This is a genomic window from Cuniculiplasma divulgatum, assembly GCA_031200235.1.
Taxonomy (GTDB): Archaea; Thermoplasmatota; Thermoplasmata; order Thermoplasmatales; family Thermoplasmataceae; genus UBA509.
Window position 1 is genome coordinate 549,082 of sequence record CP133595.1, and the last position, 22,823, is coordinate 571,904.

Sequence of the window (22,823 nt, forward strand, 5' to 3'; positions counted from 1 at the left end):
AATAGAACGTCCGCTTGCTCTCGTGAACGGGGATTATCAACTGTATTGTTAACTTTCGCTATTCATGGCAGCTGGCCATTCTGCGGCATGTCTGCCTTTTTCATGATCCACTGCTGGCCCCACCGCTTTAGATCCTCAAGGGAATACTTGAGCGATTTGCCCTTCTCTGTGAGATCGTACCGCACCCTGAAGGGCCTGGTGCTCTCTACCTCCCTGGTGACAATCCCGTGTGCCTCAAGGTACTTCAGTGTGGATGAAAGCGTCTTGGAGTTCAGCCCTTCTATGCTCTTCAGGAGATCATTGAATCCCATGGGGCCGTCATTAAGGTAGCGTATGACTATGAGTCGCCACTCGCCCCCTATCTCCTTGATTGCTTCAACAATGGGACAACTATCTTTCTTTGGGGAAGTTATTTCAACTATTTCATCTGATTTACTGTATGCCATCTTGTTTAGAGTGAGTTACAGAGATTATTTAAATGTAACTGCTATACTGAGATTACAATTGTAAGTAAGTTACAAATGTATAGTTAGGTGAAAAAAATGGAAGAGAAGACATGGCTTGTGGACAAAGTTCATTCAAGCATAGAGTTCAGCATAAGGCACATGATGATTTCAACGGTAAGAGGCAAGTTCAAGGAATTCGACGGCGAGATAAGGGGAAACCCGGATGACTTCTCAACCCTGAAGGCCCATTTCACAATAAAGGTTGCCAGCATTGACACGGGTACCGCGGACAGGGACAACCACCTCAGGTCCGATGAGATACTTGCCATGGATAAGTACCCCACTGTTGAGTACACCGTGAAGAAAGTTACTGGATCTGCGGATGAAGTTAAGATCACCGGCGATCTCAGGATCAAGGCCATAACAAAGGAAGTTGTGTTCAAGGGAGAATACGGCGGCAAGATAAAGGACCCCTATGGAAACGACAGGTTTGGGCTCACTGCCTCCGCAACAATCAACAGGGGAGATTTCGACGTGAAATGGAACATGGCCCTTGAGGGTGGCGGACTCATGCTTGGCGACAAGGTGAATCTTTACCTCCAGCTTGAGGCCTACAGCCCGGTTGCCCAGAAGCAGGAAGCTGCTTCACAGTAATTTTTTTAGAGGAGCTTGCCTGGAGTTTCCTATCATGGATAATTTCTGGCCGTAAACTGCTTCTCTCACATTTCCTATGGATTGCGCTTATACCACGTTTCTTGGTTCCGTCATTCCTGATTGCATTGCAGAAGCCCCGGCAGGTGGCGTTGAACTCCACTTCAAATGTCTCATCACGCTTCGTATAGGTTACGTCAGTGACCCCTGGTTCCCCAATATTGCTGAAAATTCCAGCCATCAGTTCGCCTGTCATTGATTTTCATGACAGTTGCACAGATATTCCTGTTACTGTTTCTGCAGAGACGTCAGCTTCTCTACTGCCCTCAGCAGTAAACTGGACCCGTTCAGGAGGGCATCCTCATCCACATTGTATGTTGGGCTGTGCTGCGGGCTGGTGATCCCTTTCTCCTGGTTTCCGACCCCAAGGAAATAGAAGGCACCCGGAATTTTCTGGAGATAGTAAGCAAAGTCCTCCCCGCCCATGCTTGGCTTCGGGTAAAGAAGGGCGGATTTGCCCAGGATCTCTTCGGCTGCCTTCCCGATTATGTCCGTGACCTGTGGGCTGTTAATGACGGCTGGATATCCTTCCTCATAGTGGAACTCATATGTGGCGCCATAGGCCTCGCATATCCTTGACAGCAGCTTTTCAAGGCTCTCCCTGATGGTCTTCCTCACGCCCTCGGAGAATGTGCGAACTGTGCCGGTCATCTCGGAGTGTGCCGCTATTATGTTGTACCTGTATCCGGAATTTATGGTTCCAAATGTCACCACACCGGCTTCCTGCGGATCTATCATACGGGATACGATGGTTTGCGCCTCGGCAATATACAGCGCTGAAATCATCAGGGCGTCAACGGTCTCATGGGGGGCTGAACCGTGACCCCCTTTCCCATGTATCCTTATTGTGAACTCATCGGCATTGGCCATTGCTTCCCTTGGAAAGAGCGCTACCTTTCCTGCAGGAATTGTGGACATCACGTGCTGGCCTATGACGAAGTCCATGCCGTTCAGGACCCCACCTGAAATAAGCGAAACCGCTCCTCCTGGTGGCCTTTCCTCTGCCCTCTGGAACATGAACCTTATCTTTCCGCTGAGCTCATTCTTCCTGGCCACAGCCATGCGAACCACGCCCAGGAGCATGGCCATGTGCGCGTCGTGTCCGCAGGCATGCATTACGCCCCTGTTCCTTGACACGTACGGAAGATCATTCTCCTCCGTTACTGGAAGCGCATCAATGTCAGCCCTGACGGCAACACTGTTCCCCGGTCTCCCACCCACCAGGTCAGCAAATATCCCTCCCTTTGGGACCTCGGTGACATTTAAACCCATACTCTCAAGTTCCTTTTTCAGATATGCAACTGTACTGGATTCCTGGAAACTCAGTTCAGGATTTTCGTGAAAATACCTGCGTTTGGAGATAATGTAATCATTCAGTTCCTTATGAGAAATCGCCATTGATATCAATACGTAAAATATGCGATGGATTAAAATTTATTCATAAAAATATGGAATGGGGAGCAGATCGGCTTCACTGGTTCATCTGCCTGAGCTTCTCAACAGGGTCACTGTAATCCAGTTTCTTGATTGACTTCGTGATCCTTGACATTGCTTTCATGGAGGCCGTGAGCCCAAGGAAGAGGTCCTGGTCATTCTTGATGCTTGAGTACATTCCAACAAGGGTCTGTTTCTTCCCGCTCCCTATGGTATCAACCAGGTCCTTGGAAATATCAGGCAGGTTGAACAGTATGGCCTTAATTGTGTCGGCGGTCCTTTCATCGGAAAGCGCGAACAGCAATGCCAGCAGAACGTTTCCAGTCTTCATGATCCCGTTGGCGAACTCCTTGGATGAGATGAACTTGCCAAAGAATTCCACATCTGTTGGAAGATATGACTGTGATACGTCGCTCAGCAGCTTTATTATCCCCGCCTCCTTCAATTTTTCAAGTATATCCAGCAGCGTGAGCAGAGCGTCACTGTTGTCCGCCACCTTCTCTATGATTTTCTCCATGGGGTCAACTGCCTCGACCTCATTCTCTTCTTCCTTATCATGTATTTCCATTTCTGTCATCTCACATTATCCCCCTTAGCATTGCCGTGAAATACGTATCTGCCGAGGTCCACTTCAGGAGGTAGTCAAATTTGCTCTCATACCATGCCCTTGGAGGCTTGTTGTATGAGAAGTAGAGGGTCATTGCCGTCCCTTCCCCGGTCACTGTTGTGCATGCAACTTCGCCGTTGTATGATTCATCGTACACATGCCCTGAAGTTTCATATGCCAGCCTGTTTGCCAGGTACTCAGATTCAAAGTGGGCTGTTGCACCTGCCTTTGAGATGGGCAGGTTTGTGGCATCCCCGATTGCGAACAGATCGTCGTGATCCTTGTAGTTCAGCTTGTGCCTGTCAACGTCAATATAGCCTGATTCATCGGCAAGCCCTGATTCTGTTATGAAGCGCTGTCCCCTGTGTGGGGGTATCATCACCAGCAGATCATAGTCCACGGTCTCTCCTTCAAGGGAGTTTACCTGCTTCTTCTCCTGGTCAATGCTCTCCACATTGAACAGCGTGTGGTAATTGATGTTCTTCTCATCGAAGAGCCTCTGGACCTCGTCCGAGACATTAGCTATGGTGAACACCCTGTTCAGCGGATACACATAATCTATCTGGGTCTTGTCCCTGATACCCCTTGTCCTGAGATAGTCCTCCAGCTGGAACGTGAACTCATAGGGTGCAGGAGGGCACTGTATGGGGATGCTTGCCTGCCCGATTACTATCTTTCCGCCCTTGAATTTCCTGAGCTGATCCCTGAGGTCAATGGCACTTGGCAGGTCGTAGAAGTGGTTTGCGCTTCCCCTGTAGCCTGGAATTTCATCCGGGGCAAACCTGTTTCCCGTTGCCACTATGAGTATATCGTAGTCCAGGGTCTTTCCACCAAGAAGGGTTACCTTCCGGTTCTCAGGATCAATATGTGTGGCCATGTCCCTAATATATTCTATGCCGGGGTTTATGACAAATGCCGTTGGCTTGACACTGTCCCTGTAATTCTTCAGGTTCAGCGGGATGTGGATCCCATCAGGCTTGAAGTAGTGGAGCGGGGTGTTCCCCACAATGGAAATAGATACCCTTTCACGGTCCGTGAGAAGCCTCAGCTTGTTTGAGATGATGATGCCTGCAGCACCATCACCAAGCACCAGAACGTTCGTCCTGCCATTGCCCATATTCACCACGTCACTTTACCTTTTTCATTTCGATCTCGTAATATCCGTTCCGATCGAATACACCTATGAGCTGGTTTCCGGATTTGTTTATCCAGGCTGTGGCATCTTTCTTGGTGCCGCTGTCCGTGGAGTATACGGATATTACATCACCTACTTTGGCCTGCTTGTATGCCTTTATCATTTCCATGAGTGGTCCGGGGCAGAAACTTCCCCTTGCATCCACAACCTTGTCAGGTTTAATTTCTTCTGCCATATTCATTCACCTCTTTCAGATAAACAGGGTCATCTTGGAATCCTTTGCCATGTCTACGAACTGGGAAACACCTATGACTTCCTCGATCATTGGGTCCAGGTCATCTTTTCCGATTCCCATCAGGTCAGCAAACATTGCGCAGCCGTACACATGAACGTCACCGACTTCCATGGCCTGTTTCAGGGTATCCTTCCACGACGGGACTTTCTTCTCCTTCATTATGCTGAAAAGCTGTTTCTCCATTCCCTTGCCTTCAACGCCCAGCTTCGTGTTCTCGCCGGCATTCTTCCTCATCTCCATGAGTGCCCAGAAAGTCACAAAAACATTGACCTCCATCCCATTGGCCACGGCTCCGGAGACTATTATGGATCCTGCCATCAGTTTGTCCACAGTCCCTGATGCCAGAACTATAGATGCCTTGTCAACCATAGATTCACCAATTCTATCATCGCAGGTCCATACAAAATGACCATGCCTTATACCTTAAGAAGATGGTTTTAATAGCTACATTCTGTTTATATATTATTTAAAGAACCTGGTCAATAGATTATAATGTTATGTATAAGAAATATCTGAATACTATCTTCTGACTCCACGGCGCCTTATGATCCTGAACAGGTCCGAGAGGGTAAGCACACAGAATATGAGCCCTATGAGGAAACAAAGGAAGAAGAAAATCTCTGAGTCAAGAAAGAGGAAAGAAGAGTTGTCCGGTATCAGTCCGCCGGCAAAGAAGATTATCAACAGCAGTATGCCGTCAAGTATGGTGAAGACGAAGAGGCTGTTGATCTGGCTGAAAATGGGTTTCTGGAGGCTGTCCGCGGAAAAGAGGGGTATTATGGTGACTATGAGGGAATATGCAGTCAGCAACAGCCCTATTAGGGTGCCGTAAAGGCTGAGGAGGCTCCCATTGCTGAAGAACGTGTTGAATTTCGCCGACAGTGCAGGATCAGACAGAAACTTTATGTAATGGTTTTCAAGCAGGAAAGTCAGGATGAACGAGATGATTACTAGTGTCTTGACCTTGTAAATATTCTCAAGATTGTCACGTAACTTTATCTGCGCCAACTGAACTGTATTGGAACAGTTGGATATAATGATATTGAAGCCTTTGAATCAATGAATAAATGAAAGCATTGGTGCAGGCTAAGCCGCACCTTGGGAGTTTGTTTGCTGTCTGTGCGCCGTACGGATCCAGCGTTCCTGGCATCCTGGTGGCGTGGCCAGCCATTGGGGGAAATAATCTGAGTCAGGTGCGCTTGCCCTGATTTCTTAATATTGAATTTGCCTTTTCCAGGTCCTGCGGCGTGTCAATATCCATGACCGCTGTGATGGAACCTACCGCATATTCCACGACATTCCCGGAATATGAGGCAAGAAGCTTTCTCCCGCCATCCTCTCCCTTTAGCCCAAGCAGCTCCTTCATCATTGAAGCGGGGAAGATGGCAGGATTTCTCCTTACACCGGAAACTGTGGCAGCCACTATGCAATCCGGATTGTTCAAGAATATTGCCACCATTTCCCTGTACCTGGCCTGGCCGAATAATGGCATATCGCCATTCACAAGAAGCAATCCGTCACAGCCATTTCCTGCATTGTTGACTGCAGTCCTTATGGAGGAAGCCATGCCTTCCCGGTAATGTGCATTCCTGACAATTTTTGCTTCACCATTGCAGGCCAGCCTTTCAGCCACTGTTTCAGGGCGCACAACCAGCATGATCTCTTCCAGCCCAGCAGCTACCAGGTCGTCTACGGCATAGCATACAACCTGCTTTCCTCCCATCAGGGCAGATATCTTGTCTCCTCCGAACCTTGTGCCCATTCCCGATGCCAGAACTGCCGCACATACTTTCACGTTACCCTGATGGCACAGTCCCTATTTTAGCACTTGGATATTGACTTTCCATGAATTTTTTGCCTGCAGTATAAGAGGGCCGGATTCCGAAAATGAAATATCCGGAGGGAGCAATAACTGTGCATGGAGACCATAGGGTATGCAGAGGAAATGCACAGACTCATATCGCAGAACATGACTTTTGTCACTGCAACTGTGGTGAAAACTGATGGATCGTCACTTGCCAAGCCTGGATTCAAGGTCATTGTCCACAATGGTGAGATAATTTACGGGACACTTGGAGGGGCATGTCCCGATTCTGTTATCCTGGATGCGGCTGAACAGGTTCTTTCAACAGGCGTCCCAAGGACAATAAGGATTCACCTTGAGGAATCCGGGAAGGGTCTTGAAGCCATTGTCTCAAGGAAATTGCCGGATGAAGTCTATGTGGAGACATTCTGCGGAGGCACAATTGAAGTGTTCCTGGAGGCGTACAGGCCTCGCGACAGGCTCATAATAATCGGGCAGGGCGGGAAGGATGACATAGAGGATTCGCTGGCAGGCCTGGGAAAACTTTGTGATTTCCAGGTGACCGTGATCGATCATGCACCATCCCTGACAAATAAACCGGACACACTCATCACCCATCTGGACTTCAACCTGCGTGACCTGAACATATCAAGAGGAGATTACGTGGTGATTCTCACCAAGGGAGATCGTGATATACCTACGCTCCGGAGCCTGGCTGACACTGAAGCGTCATATGTTGGCCTTATGGCCAGCAGGAAGCGAGCGAAGCATGACTTTGATGAACTGCGGAAGCTGGGCATAGATGAGAATTTCCTTGCAGCTGTGCACACACCCATCGGTCTGGATTTAGGAGCAATTTCACCGCCGGAGATCGCAGTGAGCATAATTGCAGAGATCATAAGGGTCAGGAGGAATGGAGCCTCTGCTGAACAACATGCTGAAAAAGCGACTGAAAAAAAGGCTAAGACAATATAATCTTTACAACATAAAAACTTTATTTAAATAGTTGAAATCCTTGTTTGGCTTATGATGCCACCGGCTTTTGAATATTATGCCCCGACCGGCGTTGATGAGGTCATAGACCTTCTTGAAAAGTATGGAGACGACGCAAAGATACTGGCTGGGGGCCAGAGCCTTATCCCCCTGCTCAAGTCAAGGATAACAGAGATACCGTACCTTATCAGCCTGTCAGGAATAAAGGACCTTTCCTACATAACGGAAAGCAGCAATGCCACAAGGATTGGGGCAATGACCGTTGATTCCGATCTGGAATATTCCGACACAATAAGGAAGAGGTACCCGATTCTCATGGATGCCCTTGCCAGGCTTGCGGATCCCCTTGTCCGGAACATGGGGACAGTTGGCGGAAATATTTCCCATGGCGATCCCAGCAACGATCTCCCTGCAGTGATGCTTGCACTGAAGGCAACCTTTGTGGCAAGGGGAAGGGGAGGGGACAGGAACATAAATGCAAGGGACTTCTTCATTGACACTTTCACCACGGCGCTTGAACATGATGAGGTCCTGACCGGGATATCCATTCCCGTATGGAAAGAACACTCAGGCGGATCATACGTGAAGTTCGAGAGAGGCACCTGGAATTTCTCCGTGGCTGGAAGTGCAGTGCAACTGAGGCTTGAGAACGGAGCGGTTGTGGAAGCTGGCATTGCAATCACATCCATGGGGCCGAAAGCCATGTACATCCCGGAAGCGGAGGACTACCTTCTGGGTAAGAAATTCCATAAGTCAGTCATCAGTGAGGCTGCCGACATTGTTGTTGAGAAATCGCAGCCCAGTCCGGACACATATGGTTCTGTTGAGTATAAGAAAAACATCCTGAAGCGCATAACAATGGAGGCGCTTGAAAATGCATTCAGGAGATCGGGAGGAATGAAATAATGACAGGAAAGGAAATATCAATCACAATAAACGGCGAGAAAAAGACAGCTGAGGTAGAACCGAGGATGCTGCTGGTCCATTTCATAAGGGAAATAGCAGGACTCACTGGAACCCATGTGGGATGTGACACCACCAATTGCGGTGCCTGCACTGTCATAATGGATGGCAGGGCAGTGAAGTCATGCACCATACTTGCAGTCCAGGCGGATGGAAAAAAGATCACAACCATTGAGGGGCTCTCCAGGACTCCGGGAAAACTGCATCCTGTCCAGAAGGCGTTTGTTGACAAGCATGGCCTGCAGTGCGGCTACTGCACATCTGGCATGGTGCTGACATCATTCTGGCTCCTGAACAGGAAAAAGAAGGTCACTGAGGAAGAGATCAGGGAGGCCATATCCGGAAACCTCTGCCGCTGCACAGGCTATGAAAGCATAGTTGATTCCATTGAGGAGGCACAGAGAAACATGGAAAAGGAAGGGGAATACACAGAGGAGGAGATTCCCGTCAGGAGGAGCAGGTGATTCCAGTGGATCTTTCAGAGAAGATGGTCACGGGCAGGGGAAACTTCGTGGATGACATAAACCTGCCAGGAATGCTGCATCTGGCCTTTGTCAGGAGCCCTTATGCCAGGGCCCGCATAAAGAGCATTACCGGAGGCATTACATCAAGGGACATCGACATGAAGATGGCTTCCGTGGGGGAAGGAGCAAGTGCCGGTTTCGAGTATCTTGAACACCCCGTACTGGCCAAAGAATACGTTGGCTATGTGGGCCAGCCTGTTGCCGCTGTGTATTCAGAGAATGCGTACGAGGCAGAGGACCTTGTGGATACAGTTGATGTTGACTACGAGCCCCTCACTGCAATAGTGGATCCGGAGAAGGCATTGTCCGCTGATCCCATGTATCCCGGACTGAAGTCCAACATACTCGCCGACAGGTACCTGGGAGAGGATTTCCAGGTGGATGCGCCAGTTGTCATTGAGGATCACTTCGTGAACCACCGCATAGCAACCGATCCCATTGAGCCCAGGGGCATTGTTGCAGCATACGATGGAAAGAGGCTCACAGTATGGATAAGCACACAGAGTGTCCATACCATCAAGCAGGGATTCTGCGAGGTCATGAAACTCTCACCGGATGCGGTCAGAGTCATACAGACAGATACCGGAGGCGCATTTGGCCTGAAGGGGGGCTTCTATCCGGAATACGTGGTAGCCGCATGGCTCGCCATGAAGGAGGGCAGACCTGTGAAATGGATAGAGACACGTTCCGAGCATCTCCTGGCCAGCAGGCCGGGACGTGGCGTCGTGGGAAGGATGAAGCTTTACGCGAACCGCGAAGGCAGGATCCTGGGCATAAAGGGAGATGTAATAGTTGACAGCGGAGCATTTGCGGGAGGATCGGGAGAATTTTCATCAAGATTCATCGCCATGCAGATCACTGGCCCCTACGAGATAAACAATGCCCACATACATGCACTGTCCGTCCTCACCAACAAGGTGCCGCAGGGACCATACAGGGGTGCAGGAAGACCCGAGGCCGCATTTTTCATGGAAAGAATGGTTGACAGGCTTGCCGATGAGCTCCATATGGATCCTGTTGATGTCAGGATGATCAACGCAACCCGGGAACCTTTTGTGAGTCCCACAGGACTTACCGTTGAGGCTTCAAAGCCTTTCCTTGAACAGGCTGTGAAGGCAATGGACTACAATGGGCACAGGAAGAAAGGCAACTTCGGTTTCGGATGGTTTGTCCTGGTGCCGGCAACCATGCCTGGAGAGACTGCCAGGATACTTGTTGAAAACCGCGGCATCAAGGTATGGCTGGGCGGAACCGCACATGGCCAGCGGCATGATCTCTTTGTGAAGTCGATCCTTGCCGACGAGCTTGGCGTCGATCCTGGAATAGTTGAATGGCAGAAGGGTGACACTGACCAGCTGAAGGAGGGTGTTGGCGCATGGGGAAGCAGATCCGCAATGATGGGGGGATCCGCGCTGGTGGAGGCGGCGCACAAGCTTAAGGAACAGGTGGAGAAGAAGCACGGGAAATATTCCGTTTCGAAGCTTCTTGATGGGAAGTGGGATTCCTATGAATATTTCCACTATGACAAGCCCTACACAAGCCTTGGAGCAAATTTGATAACTGTGAGCACTGACAGGTATGGCAGAGTCAGGGTCGACGAATGCATATCATACTATGACCTTGGAAAGGTACTCAACATGGACAATGCCATAGGGCAGAATGCCGGGGGATGCGCAGAAGGCATAGGGCAGACCCTTTACGAGGGGCTCATGTTTGACCAGAACGGGCAGATGATCACATCATCAATCGCTGATGCCGGAGTTGTGAAAGCAACCATGGTCCCGCGCTACAGGCTCATCCTGCACAGCAGTGAATCCACACTGCCTTCAAAGGCAAAGGGCCTTGGTGAAGCTCCCACCATAGGCACACCCGTGGCTCTTTCTAGGGCAATAGAGGTTGCCACCGGCCTTCACATAACGGAAACGCCAATAAATCCGGAATACTTGATTTCTGCTGTGCGCGAACCATAGGTCGGATACCAACCTTTTTTTTGCATGCAATTTTCACTTCAACAATAACTCCTGTGAGCGTTTTGTTCACATCGCCGTAATCAACGCAATCATCCTGCAATGGCGTTGTATGGCAGGATCTTTGACCAATGGCGATCATGCTGCCGGTATCTGTCAAGGCTTATATTCAGTAAGCTCATAACATATACATGCAAAAGACAGAAGAGGGATTCGTGAAGAATTTTTCCCAGGTTGAGGAGATACCAATGCCGGGAGGTGGAGCTATCCGCTGGCTCATAACCCACAGGGATGGCGCTCCGACTTTTTCAATGCGGCTCATCACGGTTGGAAAGGGAAAGAGCACCCCGTACCATTCCCATGACTACGAGCACGAGATTTTTGTTGTCTCAGGAAAATGCGACGTTACCCTTGGAAATGCCCAGAAGACAGCATCAGAGGGGGACTTCATATTCATCCCGCCAAACCTCAGGCATGGCATGACGGCAACAGAGGACATGAAGATAATCTGCATTGTCCCCATAAAGGCCGCAAAGGAGATCCTTGGAGAATAACCACACCCCTATCCCTTTTGTGAAAATTTGAATATTTTCTTTATGATTATTTAAATCTAAATGAACAATTTACCACCATGGAAGGAAAATCAAGCACAGTTTCAGTGTTCGGTGCAACCGGCCTCATAGGGAGCAGCGTCATCAGGGCGCTTATGGAGGATGGATACAGCATCAGGATCTTTGCCAGGAATGTGGAGAAGAGCCGAGATATGTTTCCTGAAATAAATGAACACATCAGGTGGGATTATACCAGGGATGACTGGAAGCAGAATCTTGAGGGATCTGCAGTTGTAATTAATTTTTCAGGCGCCCCCATCTTCCAGAAGTGGAAGGGGAATTACAGGAAGGAAATCTGGGATTCCAGGGTGGAAGCCACAAAGCAGATTGTGGACGCCATAAGCAAGTGCACAGAAAAACCTGCCGTACTCATCAACGGCTCAGCCTCAGGCATTTACGGCTACGACAGCTTTGATGACAGGGAAGTGGATGAAAGTTCTCCGCCAGGCAGGGATTTCTGGGGTGACCTTGTAACTGCCTGGGAAAAGGAAGCCATGGCGGCAGCCAGTATGGGTGTCAGGGTCGTTCTCATAAGGACAAGTGTTGTGCTCACAATGAAGGGAGGTGCCCTGCCACAGCTTGTATCTGTTTTCAGGAAGGGCATAGGTGGTCCCATAAGTCCGGGGAACCAGTGGTTTCCATGGATACATGAAGATGACGAGGTTGGGCTTGTCCTGTTTGCGCTTGAAAATGATAATGTTTCCGGTCCCCTGAACGCTTCCGATCCTCAGGTTCCCACAATGAATGAGTTTGCGGCTACCCTTGGGGAAGTCATGCACAAGGGGTCCAGGATAAGGATTCCCATAACTGTCATCAGGCTAATGATGGGAGAGGTGTCCAACGTGCTGGCCAAGGGAAAGAAAGTGGTTCCCCGAAGAGCCATGGAACTGGGATACAGGTTCAGGTACACGGACCTGAAAGCAGCCCTTGCTGACCTCATGGGCAGCACGTGATAACGGTATCCATTCAGTCAATGAGGGACATGTTCTTCAGCACAACATAGGCTGCAGCCACATCCTCCAGGCCTATGCCCATGGATTTGAATACAGACCTCTTGAAATCCGCTTTCCCTGCGTTGATGAAGTCCTTCAGCTCCGTTATCTGCCTTTCAGGATGGTTCTCATGAAAACCTATGATCTCACCGGATTCCTTCAGGGCCTGGTCGAGGTTTTCTGCAATTATCACCTCGGATCCTGTGAGAATGTCCTCAGCCGCCTCCCTCCTGTTTGGCAGATTTCCACCACAGAGGTTGACATGATATTCCTGCCCTAGGTCCTTCCTGGAGAAAATGGCCTCGTTGGAATCAGTTATTGAATTTACTATTCTTGCTTTCCTGGTTCCTTCGGCCACGCTCTTCGCCGGTGTCACCGCTATTCCATGGAGACGGGACATTCTTTCCGCGAAAGCCGATGCATTGCCAAAGTTCCTTGAGTATACGTAAACATTCTCCGGGTCATATAGAGCAAGCAGCGCCTCCAGCTGGGTTTCGGCCTGGAAACCGGACCCAACTATGCATATGTCGGGATTCCTGTCCTTCACGATCCTGGATGTGACCATGGCAGGGAGTGCTCCTGTCCGCACCTGTCCCAGGCGGTTGGCTTCAATGACCGCAACCAGATCCATGGAACGGGTGTCAAACACGGCCACGACAAACCTTGCTCCGTTCTTTGAAGCTATGTATGTCTTCAGGCCTGCCAGATGGTACTTCTCGATGACGCCAGGCATGGTGTTGTAGACAACTCCGCCAATGATCAGCCTGTCCCTGGGGCTGGTGGTGGCCCTTCCATTCCCGTATTCAGTGAATGCGGTCTCCATGGCATCTATGGTCTCCTTCATTCCAAGGTTCTTCCTGACGTCCTCTTCCGTTATGTAATACATAATCTTGCATGCATTCTGGAGTAAAAAACCTATATAGCCAGATAAACTGATGCCCCATGGGCCCTTCAATAGATGCAAAGAAACTCAGGGACTACGTCAGCGGAAATAATTCATACTGGATAGAGGGGGATGGCGATAATTTTGAGCTCCACTTTTCTCCTGAATTCCCGGAGGCAATGGGGCACCTTCCGGAAGGACAGTCCGTGGAGCATATAATGTATGGGCGGGAAAGGAACGGTGTGATCTACTTTTACAGGTTTACAACGCGAAGTGCCTTCGGAGAAACCACAACAGATCTTGAGGGCGAGGACGACCCCGTAATGGAATGGCTGAAGTATATCTGATTCCTGGAAGGATTTCCTCTGAATCCCGCAACGCAAACCCCATATAAATTAAAGCAGAGGCCCTACCAGCAGGGGCAGGAGCGCTGTGATGTCCCCGTATACATTAACAAATTCGGCATCCTCCCTCACTTTCTTCCAGGAGATTGCCTCCTCAAGTTTCGCCCCGGATAACGATCCGTCGTATTCCTGTGCTGTGGTTACATACACTGCATAATCCAGGCCATCCCGGAACTGGTTCCACCATATTGTATGGTGCTTTGAGATTCCGCCCCCAAGCATAAGCGCCCCGGTCTTCTTTGCCTCGAAGACTATATCGGAAAGTTCATGCTCATCCCGCAGTAGATTTATCCTGAAGTCATGATGCTGTTCATAGAACGACCACAGCTGTGACCCGAATGATCCATCCGTCATTCCTGGCACATACACCGGAACATTGTTCTTTGCGGCATTGTACAGTATGGAATCTGGATTATTCATTTTCAGGCCAAATTCTCTTATTATCTCAGCACCTCCCCATTCCTTCCTGATGGAGTAAGCCTGCTCCAGGAAGGGTTGAACCTGAGCCTCGATTATCTCACCGTAGCTCTCATCCGGCACGAATACGTTTCCCAGCCTGTTTATACCAAGATTCCTCAATTCCCTGTCGCTGTAATCAAATGTGCCGCTGTAGTACTTCATGTAAGTGCGGGCTATGTCATGGTCAAGAGTCCCGTTTGTTGTAATGATAACGTCAATGAAGCCTTTCCTCACAAGATCGTTGATTATTCCCCTTGTACCCGTTGAAATTATGTCTGCGGGAAATGAAAGAAAGGTTGTATTCTGCTCACTGAACATCTTCCTGAGAATCGTCATGGCAGTATGCAGCTTTGCAGATGTGAATCCGCCTGATTCCCCAAACTGTTCCATTAATTCAGCCAGTGTTGTTTTCGCATTTATCCTGAGGTCCCTGACAGGAGAAGTCAGGAGTTCCTTCCTATCCATAGGATGGTATCATGACCACGCTAAAATTATTACCGAAATGATTGCCCTGAGGCAAAAAGCCTACGAATTGTCAGGGAGTCCCTTTTTTGGAAACCCCGACTAACACTGGTTTGACCCATATGATGACTGTCCGCCACTGCTTCTGAACTAAACATTTATATCATTGAACTCCGTGTGGGTCGTGTGAACACGGAACAGACTGTCATAAAAGAGGCCAATACAGTCGGAGGACTGCTCAAGGTGGTCATTCCAATTGCCCTTGGAATGTTTCTGGTTGGGTTTGATGCGAACCTTTTCTTCTTTGGTGGTACATTCATCCTGAAGACCATAAAGGTTAACCAGTTCCTCCTTGGGATAGCCGGTTCAGGTTTTGCTGCGGGAATAGCCATATTCAGCGTTATAGGTGGATACATATTCGATAAAATCACCACCAGAAACGGCATAATAATCTCACTGACCATCATCTCACTCTTCTCAGCCCTGACTGGATTTGTCTCAAACCAGTATGAGCTTGTTATTTACCGATTCCTGGTTGGATTCGGCACGGGAATGATCCAGCCTGAAATTATAGCGTTCCTTGGGGATATAAGACCGGAGAGGAGGCAGACCATCATAGCCTCTGAGGGAATAGCTTTTGGTCTCGGGCTATTCGTTGCCCCTTACATATATGCTGCATATTCAACAGCTACCACATTCGACATTCCATTTATTATAGCTGGAATCAGCGGAGCTGCGCTCATAGGCGTGGTCATTGCACTTGTTCCATCAAAATACAAGCTATATCAGAGACCGAAGAAGGGGATCCTGGAGGTCCTCAATCCGTCGCTCATCGTTATATCTCTTTCATTCTTCTTTTTCGGAGTGGCCTTCTTTGCCTTCCAGAGCTACTTCACAGCATATCTTACGGCATATGGGTTCAGCGAGGGAAATGCGTCGTTTGTCTTCTCCTTTTTCGGACTTGCTCTTCTAATTGCTACCCTGCCAGCAGGCGTACTGGGTGATGCCTTCAACAGGAAGATGGTTATTCTGGCGGCCAGCGTTGTAATGGCATTGGCTTCCATAGTACTGTTCATTCACTCGCCAGTTTTCGCGGTTGCCGCACTGGGAACAATACTTTTCGGTGCAGGATATGGCATGTATGGCAATGTCAACGCGTTTGCCCAGGATTCTGTTGAAGATGCATGGAGAGGATCCGCAGTGGGATTTATGTTCCTGATTTTCAACCTGGGCACCATCATAGGATCGCCACTGATGGGAATTGCTGTGAACGCTGTAGGGTATCATCTGGCAGGGATTTACGTTATACTGGTCCCTCTTTTTGTAAGCCTCGTTCTTGTGGGCATCACGCCAAACGTGAAACACGCTGTCGCCAGCCAGGAGGCCGAGGTGCTTGGAGAGGGTGAATAATCCTGGCTAAGGTCATTGAAGAGAGTGAGTTGAATGATTACGTGATCTCACTCCGCAGAGAATTTCATCAAATTGCTGAACTCAGCTTCAAGGAATTCCAGACTTCAAAAATGATAGCAAAAAAGCTGGATGAGATTGGACTGAGACCCATACCCATTGCAGGGACTGGAATATACTGTGATATTAGCGGCAAAACTCAGGGCAGGACCGTGGCCTTAAGGGCTGACATAGACGCACTCCCCCTTGATGAAATGTCAGGAGACCAGTTTTCCTCGAAAAATAAGGGAGTGATGCACGCGTGCGGGCATGACGCTCACATAGCTATGTTGCTGGGTGTTGCCAGGAAACTTGCAGCAGATCCCTCATTTCCCGGACGTGTGAGGCTCATGTTTCAGCCTGCAGAAGAGTCACCACCTGGTGGGGCAATAGAGATGATAAGGGAGGGAATCATGAAAGGTGTTGACTTTGTACTGGGCCAGCATGTTATCTCAACCCTCCCGGCCGGAACCATAGGCATTAACTTCGACTACGGCGCTGCCATCTCAGACGAGTTTTTCATCACCATAACCGGACCGGGTGGACATGGCTCGAGACCCCATGAGACATCGGATGTGATATATGTTACCTCACTGTTCATAGTTTCAGCACAGGCGCTCATTTCCAGGATGACTGATCAGACACAGCCTGCAGTACTCACATTTGGCACCATAAAAGCCGGTGACAGATTCAACATAATAGCATCAAAGTCAGAAATCAGCGGTACTGTGAGAACATACAGCAAAGAGATACGTGATAAGATAAGGGACGGGCTCCGTGACATGCTGGAATCACTCTGCAATTTACATGGAGCACAGTTTAGCTTCAATTATGAGGAGGGATATCCTGCATTACTGAATGATCGGAGAGTTGCGGAGGTTGTGAACCAGGTTGCGGTCAAACTCGTCGGGAAGGATCATGTTGTATACCCGCCACCAACAATGGGAGGAGAGGATTTTTCCAGATTCCTTGAAGTTGCACCTGGCGCTTTTTTCAGACTTGGTGTTGGGAACCCGGAAAAGGGAATCACCGCATCACAACACAGTCCCAGATACAGGATGGATGAAACAGCCCTGATGCTTGGTGTTAATGTCATGACGGAAAGTGCCCTGAGACTTCTCCTTAAGGGTATTCCTGATTAACTTCAACTTCCATCGGGCTCCTTAAAGTATCCACCAGCTGTCATCCGGGAATTGTATGCATATGAGTGACGAAACCACAGGGGGATTTCTGTATTGAATGAAATTAATTAATACAGATTTCCTCTTTTATTATATTCTGTCAATATCCATGTTCCCTGTACTCTGTTTAAAAGCACTGTTAATGTTTCCTGCCATAATCTTCTGTCACAGCGGAATGAGCGATGTTTTTTGGAATGCAGGGGTTAATTGCATATGCTAAACTCAGCGACAATCTGTGGAAATTTTACTGTTAACACATACAGTGAAAATGTATATCTCTGCCGGCAATTCCCATGCGTATGGAATATTCTATACAGGGAAATTCGGCTCTCATTATGATTGATGTGCAGCTGGTCTGGAACGATCCCTCATGGGGCAGGAGAAACAATCCGGACGCAGAGAAGGTGATGTCTGATGCCCTTGAACTCTGGAGGGAGAACAACCTGCCAGTTATTCACGTCAGGCATGATTCAAGAAACCCAGATTCCCTTCTTAAGGCGGGAAAACCTGGATATGAGTTCAAGCCAGAGGCTATGCCGGTTGATGGGGAACCAGTCATAGTTAAGCATGTGAACAGCGGATTCATAGGCACGGATCTGGAACAGCGCATAAGGGCGCAGGGAATTCACGATCTTTTCTTTGCCGGCATAACCACTGACCATTGCGTGAGCACCACTGTGAGGATGGCAGCCAACCTTGGATTCAATGTGTTTGTGATTGAGGATGCCTGCGTTACATTTGACCGGAAGGACCTGAAGGGCAGGACCATCAGGGCAGAGGATGTCCACAGTGTAAGCCTTGCATCGCTGAATGGGGAGTTCGCCACCGTACTGAGCTTCAATGATCTCTCGGCAGTGGCAAGAAGCTGATTCATCAAACTGTGCCGGTTCATTTCGTCCTGCCATGGGCAGAAATGTAAGACTGGTGGTATTCCTCATTCTTCCTTTCGAGGTCGGACTGTATCTTCTCCCTCTGCTGCTCAGGTATATACAGATCTGCCATGCCGAAAAGCCCGTTTTCCTCCTTGAAAATATGCTGAAGGAGGGTCTTTGCAATCAGGCCTGATTTGTTCAGTACCTCCTCAGATGTAGCTGCCGTATCTTCTGCCTCGAATGATATTGATCTGTAAAGTGTGTTGTAAAGCGACTTTATTGAGACATGCTCACCCCTTATTATGCGGATGGGCTCCTCGAACTCCAGGTACTGCCTCAGGAGAGGGCTCAGGACGGGGATGAGTATCTCCTCTTCCAGCCTGAAATGAACAGAGATTGCATAATCAACATGCCCAACAAAATCCTCCAGTTTGACTTCATTCGCAATGAAGCCTTCAGAAATACCAACAGTGATCTTATGCTGATTCCTCAGCATCTGGGTTGCATCTGATCCCTTGAATTTGAGATTGTCCATCAGAGACATTTCACGAGAAACATGCCGCCATAAGATATAAATTACCGCGAATGCAGATCATGAGCTTGCCTTACAGGTCAGGTGATGAGTAGAAATACGGGCAGTTATTGATATTATGGTGAGAATATGGGCAAAGACTATATTGAATGGCTGGACTGGAAACCTGGCATCCTCAGGGCCATATTTGAGCTTGGAACGTACGGAAAGGTAAACTGGAATGACCTTAAGACTGATGTAGGAACCACAAAGGATTCCATCACAGAATACCTGGTGAGCATGAACATTGCAGAGTTCAGGCATGATGGGACACTCACGCTATCCGAGTTCGGGAATGAGCTTTTCAGGAAGCTTCAGGACATAAACTACTTATTCGAATCATATGTGGACATAAATGACGGGGATGGAGACTGAGCAGGGAATCTCATTCGAACATGTACACAAATGATTCCGGCGAAAGACCGATTATTTCCATGTAATTTTCCCTGCCGAAAGAATCTATTATTGCCTCCGCTTCCTTTATGGCTGATTTTACTTCCCTGAGGTCAAGCTCCTTCCACCATGGAAAAACAAGCCGATCCTCGCTCAGGTTGTGATCCTTGAGAAGCCGGAGGTACAGTGGGAACCTTTCATTGACCAGATCAGTGTCCCCCTTATCCTGCCATTTAGCGATATTTCCAGCAAGGGTGTCGATGAGCTTGTGATCCGCCTTGATCTGCTCAATGGTTGAAACCATGTCCTTCCGGCCTTCCGGAAGCTTTTTCTCGATTGCCGGAAACACTATCTTTTCCTCTATTTCTATGTGAACTGCCTTCAGGTATTTGTGGAAATCAGCAAGGCTCAGTTCCGAACTTGGTGTGATGAACCTGCTTATGTGCCTGATTGCCTCATGCTCAATCATGAGTACTTCTGCAACATCTGCCATGTCTATCCAGTGTAATAAGGTCCTTATTGAATATTAACAATGTCCATAATAGAAGAGGGATGGATGGAGATATATAAAAAAAGATTATCTGGCAGATGCCGCTATTCTCTCAATTTCCTCTTTCTTGTTCACCGCGAAGGAGGAGGCGTCATTTCTGGCAGCGTTCATGATCTCATCCGCAAGGCAGTTGGCTATTGCCTTCTTGCTCTTGAATGATGCATTTGTGGCCCCGATTGCGATGTTCCTGAGGGCAACGTCAACCCTTCTGGATGGTGAAACGTCCACTGCCTTTGGTACTGCTATTCCGCCGTATTTGAGCCTAGTGACCTCTTCCCTTGGAGCTGCATTCTCTATTGCATTGATCAGGAGCTGTACCGGGTTCTGCTTTGTCTTCTCAGCGATCAACTCGAAGGCTTCCTTCAGGACTCTGTATGCGCTGTACTTCTTCCCGGTCCATTTCTCGGATCTCATTAGCTTGTTCAGGAGCCTCTCCACCGTGTTCACATTTCTCTTTCCTGCTGAATAGCTGGAGAATCTGCCACCGCTGTGGAGGTTCACGTTGCTGGTGAGGTTTATGTATTTGGATAGGCCCTCATCATGAACCTGCACCTCATTTATTGCATATTCACCCAGGATTTTAAGGTCTACCATTATCTCACCGTCTTCTCCTTTCTACCCTTCACAAGCTCATGGAGCGATATTCCGTTGACCTTTGAAACTTTGTACCTTACTCCGGGGATATCTCCTTTACTTCTTCCCTGCCTTCCCCTTATGCCTTCCACGGTGACCTCGTCGTGCTCATCAATATAGTTGATTGCACCGTCACCTGGCGCGAAGGCCGTAATCTGCCTTCCGTTCTTTATGAGCTGAAGCTTCACGCATTTCCTGATTGCAGAGTTCGGCTGCTTAGCCTCAATCCCAATCTTTTCTATGACTATGCCTTTAGCTGAAGGGGCGCCCTCCAGCGGGTCGCTCTTCTTCTTGAGATGAAGCACTCTCCGCTTGAATTTGCTATCTGACCACTTGAATTTCTTTCTTACTGATTTTAACTTTCCACCAGCGTTTTCTCCGTTTGCCAATACATCACCCTGTGATTTTGTTTAACTTAATCGAGCAGGCATGGGATATGCTAAATTATATTTAACGGCTTTCATTGTTTTCATAGCGTTCCCTGGCATATTAAAATACTATTCCTGTACGGTGCCCAAAACGAGTGATGGCATAATTTGAATGTATTTTGCTGTGAGTGAAAGCAAATAAACTGAATTTCTACAGGGATTTATGCAGAAATATATCCATATTTGGAATGTGCACTGCAGCAAGTGCGGAAAGGATTTCCAGCATGTTTTCAGGGCAAGGGACATACTGAAGCCTCATGTCTTCAACGAACTTCTCATGAAATGCCCTTACTGCGGAAACACTTCCTTTGACAAAGTATCTTCAGCAGGAAAACTCACAGAACATGAGTGGAAGGAGGAACATCCTGAACTGGAGATAGATCAGCTTCCGGATTACTCGTATTCCGACACTGCATGATGATCCTACCTGGTCTTGGAGACTATCCTTATTATGTCAGAATTGGCCAGGACATGGTCTTTCCCTATGACCCGCCTTGTCCTGCAGTCCACAGCCCTGATGAAGCCCTCGCCGATATCAGTATGTATCTTGAAAGCAAGATCCAGCGCTGTGGATCCTGAAGGCATAAGCAGTGCATCCGGGAGCACGTTGCCCTTATTGTCCTCCCACGTGCTTTCATCAACGACCGGGAATACGATGACGTAGCCAAGTTTTTCCTGGACTATCATGCCCATTATTTGCGATATGAGCGTTATGCCGGGGTCCCTGAAGAATTCCCGGATTCGGTCCAGTGCCGCCGACTGCTGCCTGCTTGCAGAGCCTGTAATCTCAAAGTCCCTTGGACCACCTTTAATCATTCCTGATTTCAGTGCCTTCTCAAAGGCAAGCTCGAATTCTCCGGAAACGAGGTATAGCCCGGGATATTTCTGTAAGAGTTCATCCCTTGAATCAGGTTCCATGTTATCGGCTTTGTTGGCAATCCGAAACACTGGCTTCATGAACTCAAATATGACCTCCGAGAATCGCATTGCATCTTCCTCGGTCCACAGCATGAACCTGGCAGGGAATGATCCCCTTGAGAAAATCAGGGAAACCTGCTTTTCTGTCAGTCCAAAGGATGCTATCTTCCTGTGGAGGGACCTATCAGGTTTTTCACCCGATGAATCCGCCTTCCTTGCAAACTTCTCCCAGTCCCTGTAAATCCTGTCAGCAAGCCACTGCTTTATCTCACCTTCTATGGTGTCTATGTCTTCCCAGGGCTTCCTTCTGGCCTGGATGGGCGTTCCGTCCGGAGCTGTGAGCCCGGATCCGTCGATTATGTGGCAGAGCGCCTCGGAATCCCGGAGATTGTCCAGGAACTCATTCCCCATGCCCTTTCCCTGGCTTGCGCCCGGAATCAGGCCGGGAACATCTATGATCTCAATTGGCACATGCCGTATGCCATTTTCACAGTATCCCTCACGCGGATTGCACTGTTTCCCGATTTCTGTGTGGGGACATGGAGTTTCTATGTAGGTCACTCCCACATTTGGTTTCAGTGTTGTGAATGGATAATTGGCAATATCAGCATGGCTCCTTGTCATTGCAGAGAAAATCGTGGACTTCCCAACGTTTGGTTTTCCGACAAGGCCTATCTTTACTGTCATTTCTCAGGCATCTTCAGTGAAAATTTACCAGTACCCTTTTCATGTTGTATCCCTTGGGGCACTCGATCTTTTCCTCAACTTTCTTGATGGTTACCTTGGAGCCCTCCCTCATGTGGATAAGATTGCAGGTCTCGATATGGGGACATGTGAAATGATCGCAATCCATGGACTTCATGGTCACAGATGATCCTTCCTGAAGCTTCCTTCCGGCCTGGAGATTGACGTACTCGGGAAGCTCTTCGACCTCAATTGTGGAAACCTTGTCCTGATCATATACAAAGCATGGATTTTCCTTGTCCCTGACCTTTGTTATCCTGTATTTCCGGCCCGGTTCAAGGTTGAAGCACACGTTCTTTATCCTGCACTCAGCACAGCCTACAAGGGGTCCAACAAACCTGAACTCCAGACCCTCCTTTGCAAGATCGATTCCTATTAATGAAATTTTAGCCATGAT

At 48.6% G+C, this 22,823-nt stretch carries 29 protein-coding genes; 13 read left to right on the plus strand and 16 right to left on the minus strand.

Going from position 1 to position 22,823, the window contains the following annotated elements; all coding sequences use genetic code 11:
* Nucleotides 1–62: 62 nt before the first annotated feature.
* Nucleotides 63–446, minus strand: a complete 384-nt coding sequence (locus RE469_02975; GenBank protein ID WMT45165.1) for a helix-turn-helix domain-containing protein — start codon at nt 444–446, stop codon at nt 63–65.
* A gap of 96 nt (nt 447–542) precedes the next feature.
* On the opposite strand from RE469_02975, the gene RE469_02980 reads away from it, so the two are divergent.
* A complete protein-coding gene (locus tag RE469_02980) occupies nt 543–1,100 on the plus strand; it encodes a YceI family protein (GenBank protein WMT45166.1) in 558 nt (185 codons plus the stop codon).
* A gap of 285 nt (nt 1,101–1,385) precedes the next feature.
* Here RE469_02980 and RE469_02985 read toward each other — a convergent pair whose 3' ends face one another.
* From RE469_02985 to RE469_03015, 7 genes are all read right to left on the minus strand, one after another.
* Nucleotides 1,386–2,555 (minus strand): amidohydrolase, encoded by a 1,170-nt coding sequence (locus RE469_02985; GenBank protein ID WMT45167.1) that lies wholly within the window; start codon nt 2,553–2,555, stop codon nt 1,386–1,388.
* A gap of 73 nt (nt 2,556–2,628) precedes the next feature.
* Nucleotides 2,629–3,159: a hypothetical protein gene (locus RE469_02990; GenBank protein WMT45168.1), complete on the minus strand. Its 531-nt coding sequence runs from the start codon at nt 3,157–3,159 to the stop codon at nt 2,629–2,631.
* 10 nt (nt 3,160–3,169) lie between these two features.
* Nucleotides 3,170–4,315 (minus strand): FAD/NAD(P)-binding oxidoreductase, encoded by a 1,146-nt coding sequence (locus RE469_02995; GenBank protein ID WMT45672.1) that lies wholly within the window; start codon nt 4,313–4,315, stop codon nt 3,170–3,172.
* 10 nt (nt 4,316–4,325) lie between these two features.
* Nucleotides 4,326–4,568 (minus strand): sulfurtransferase TusA family protein, encoded by a 243-nt coding sequence (locus RE469_03000; GenBank protein ID WMT45169.1) that lies wholly within the window; start codon nt 4,566–4,568, stop codon nt 4,326–4,328.
* A 15-nt stretch (nt 4,569–4,583) separates the two neighbouring features.
* On the minus strand, nt 4,584–4,997 hold the full coding sequence (locus RE469_03005; GenBank protein WMT45170.1) for a DsrE/DsrF/DrsH-like family protein: 414 nt from the start codon (nt 4,995–4,997) through the stop codon (nt 4,584–4,586).
* Nucleotides 4,998–5,147: 150 nt separating this feature from the next.
* Nucleotides 5,148–5,636, minus strand: coding sequence for a hypothetical protein (locus RE469_03010; protein WMT45171.1), 489 nt, complete (start codon nt 5,634–5,636; stop codon nt 5,148–5,150).
* A 181-nt stretch (nt 5,637–5,817) separates the two neighbouring features.
* Nucleotides 5,818–6,423, minus strand: coding sequence for a nucleotidyltransferase family protein (locus tag RE469_03015; GenBank protein ID WMT45172.1), 606 nt, complete (start codon nt 6,421–6,423; stop codon nt 5,818–5,820).
* Between the two features lie 123 nt (nt 6,424–6,546).
* Between RE469_03015 and RE469_03020 the strand changes: the two genes are divergently transcribed.
* The 6 genes from RE469_03020 to RE469_03045 all read left to right on the plus strand — a co-directional run bounded on the left by RE469_03020 (nt 6,547) and on the right by RE469_03045 (nt 12,443).
* The gene (locus RE469_03020) at nt 6,547–7,407 is read left to right on the plus strand and encodes an XdhC/CoxI family protein (protein ID WMT45173.1); all 861 of its coding nucleotides are present in this window, start codon (nt 6,547–6,549) and stop codon (nt 7,405–7,407) included.
* A 51-nt stretch (nt 7,408–7,458) separates the two neighbouring features.
* On the plus strand, nt 7,459–8,331 hold the full coding sequence (locus tag RE469_03025) for a xanthine dehydrogenase family protein subunit M (GenBank protein ID WMT45174.1): 873 nt from the start codon (nt 7,459–7,461) through the stop codon (nt 8,329–8,331).
* Complete coding sequence (locus RE469_03030; protein ID WMT45175.1) at nt 8,331–8,852, plus strand: (2Fe-2S)-binding protein; 522 nt, start codon at nt 8,331–8,333, stop codon at nt 8,850–8,852. The genes RE469_03025 and RE469_03030 overlap by 1 nt, the downstream gene beginning before the upstream one ends.
* A 5-nt stretch (nt 8,853–8,857) precedes the next feature.
* Nucleotides 8,858–10,882 (plus strand): xanthine dehydrogenase family protein molybdopterin-binding subunit, encoded by a 2,025-nt coding sequence (locus tag RE469_03035; GenBank protein WMT45176.1) that lies wholly within the window; start codon nt 8,858–8,860, stop codon nt 10,880–10,882.
* Between the two features lie 188 nt (nt 10,883–11,070).
* Complete coding sequence (locus RE469_03040) at nt 11,071–11,433, plus strand: cupin domain-containing protein (GenBank protein WMT45177.1); 363 nt, start codon at nt 11,071–11,073, stop codon at nt 11,431–11,433.
* 77 nt (nt 11,434–11,510) lie between these two features.
* A complete protein-coding gene (locus tag RE469_03045) occupies nt 11,511–12,443 on the plus strand; it encodes a TIGR01777 family oxidoreductase (protein WMT45178.1) in 933 nt (310 codons plus the stop codon).
* 13 nt (nt 12,444–12,456) lie between these two features.
* On the opposite strand, the gene RE469_03050 is transcribed toward RE469_03045, so the two are convergent.
* Nucleotides 12,457–13,368, minus strand: a complete 912-nt coding sequence (locus tag RE469_03050) for an ornithine cyclodeaminase (protein WMT45179.1) — start codon at nt 13,366–13,368, stop codon at nt 12,457–12,459.
* A gap of 56 nt (nt 13,369–13,424) precedes the next feature.
* Here RE469_03050 and RE469_03055 point away from each other — a divergent pair, with 56 nt between their 5' ends.
* Nucleotides 13,425–13,712: a hypothetical protein gene (locus RE469_03055; protein ID WMT45180.1), complete on the plus strand. Its 288-nt coding sequence runs from the start codon at nt 13,425–13,427 to the stop codon at nt 13,710–13,712.
* Between the two features lie 48 nt (nt 13,713–13,760).
* Here RE469_03055 and RE469_03060 read toward each other — a convergent pair whose 3' ends face one another.
* Nucleotides 13,761–14,693 (minus strand): deoxyhypusine synthase, encoded by a 933-nt coding sequence (locus tag RE469_03060; protein WMT45181.1) that lies wholly within the window; start codon nt 14,691–14,693, stop codon nt 13,761–13,763.
* Between the two features lie 183 nt (nt 14,694–14,876).
* Here RE469_03060 and RE469_03065 point away from each other — a divergent pair, with 183 nt between their 5' ends.
* The 3 genes from RE469_03065 to RE469_03075 all read left to right on the plus strand — a co-directional run bounded on the left by RE469_03065 (nt 14,877) and on the right by RE469_03075 (nt 18,186).
* Nucleotides 14,877–16,100 carry an MFS transporter gene (locus RE469_03065; protein ID WMT45182.1) on the plus strand — a complete coding sequence of 408 codons (1,224 nt, stop codon included), beginning with the start codon at nt 14,877–14,879 and terminating at the stop codon, nt 16,098–16,100.
* Between the two features lie 29 nt (nt 16,101–16,129).
* Complete coding sequence (locus tag RE469_03070; protein ID WMT45183.1) at nt 16,130–17,278, plus strand: amidohydrolase; 1,149 nt, start codon at nt 16,130–16,132, stop codon at nt 17,276–17,278.
* 374 nt (nt 17,279–17,652) lie between these two features.
* Entirely contained in the window at nt 17,653–18,186 is a 534-nt protein-coding gene (locus tag RE469_03075; GenBank protein WMT45184.1) for a cysteine hydrolase family protein, read from the plus strand.
* A gap of 19 nt (nt 18,187–18,205) precedes the next feature.
* On the opposite strand, the gene RE469_03080 is transcribed toward RE469_03075, so the two are convergent.
* On the minus strand, nt 18,206–18,733 hold the full coding sequence (locus RE469_03080; protein WMT45185.1) for a hemerythrin domain-containing protein: 528 nt from the start codon (nt 18,731–18,733) through the stop codon (nt 18,206–18,208).
* Nucleotides 18,734–18,850: 117 nt separating this feature from the next.
* Here RE469_03080 and RE469_03085 point away from each other — a divergent pair, with 117 nt between their 5' ends.
* Nucleotides 18,851–19,135, plus strand: coding sequence for a hypothetical protein (locus tag RE469_03085; protein ID WMT45186.1), 285 nt, complete (start codon nt 18,851–18,853; stop codon nt 19,133–19,135).
* Nucleotides 19,136–19,145: 10 nt separating this feature from the next.
* Here RE469_03085 and RE469_03090 read toward each other — a convergent pair whose 3' ends face one another.
* The 3 genes from RE469_03090 to RE469_03100 all read right to left on the minus strand — a co-directional run bounded on the left by RE469_03090 (nt 19,146) and on the right by RE469_03100 (nt 20,725).
* Entirely contained in the window at nt 19,146–19,646 is a 501-nt protein-coding gene (locus RE469_03090) for a hemerythrin domain-containing protein (GenBank protein ID WMT45187.1), read from the minus strand.
* Nucleotides 19,647–19,730: 84 nt separating this feature from the next.
* A complete protein-coding gene (locus RE469_03095; protein WMT45188.1) occupies nt 19,731–20,297 on the minus strand; it encodes a 30S ribosomal protein S7 in 567 nt (188 codons plus the stop codon).
* Entirely contained in the window at nt 20,297–20,725 is a 429-nt protein-coding gene (locus RE469_03100) for a 30S ribosomal protein S12 (protein WMT45189.1), read from the minus strand. The genes RE469_03095 and RE469_03100 overlap by 1 nt, the downstream gene beginning before the upstream one ends.
* Nucleotides 20,726–20,954: 229 nt before the next feature.
* Between RE469_03100 and RE469_03105 the strand changes: the two genes are divergently transcribed.
* A complete protein-coding gene (locus RE469_03105; GenBank protein WMT45190.1) occupies nt 20,955–21,182 on the plus strand; it encodes a hypothetical protein in 228 nt (75 codons plus the stop codon).
* A gap of 5 nt (nt 21,183–21,187) precedes the next feature.
* Here the strand turns inward: RE469_03105 and ychF are convergent, their stop codons facing one another.
* Nucleotides 21,188–22,369 carry a YchF-related putative GTPase gene (gene ychF / locus RE469_03110; GenBank protein WMT45191.1) on the minus strand — a complete coding sequence of 394 codons (1,182 nt, stop codon included), beginning with the start codon at nt 22,367–22,369 and terminating at the stop codon, nt 21,188–21,190.
* A 13-nt stretch (nt 22,370–22,382) separates the two neighbouring features.
* Nucleotides 22,383–22,820, minus strand: a complete 438-nt coding sequence (locus RE469_03115) for a UPF0179 family protein (GenBank protein ID WMT45192.1) — start codon at nt 22,818–22,820, stop codon at nt 22,383–22,385.
* Nucleotides 22,821–22,823 lie beyond the last annotated feature (3 nt).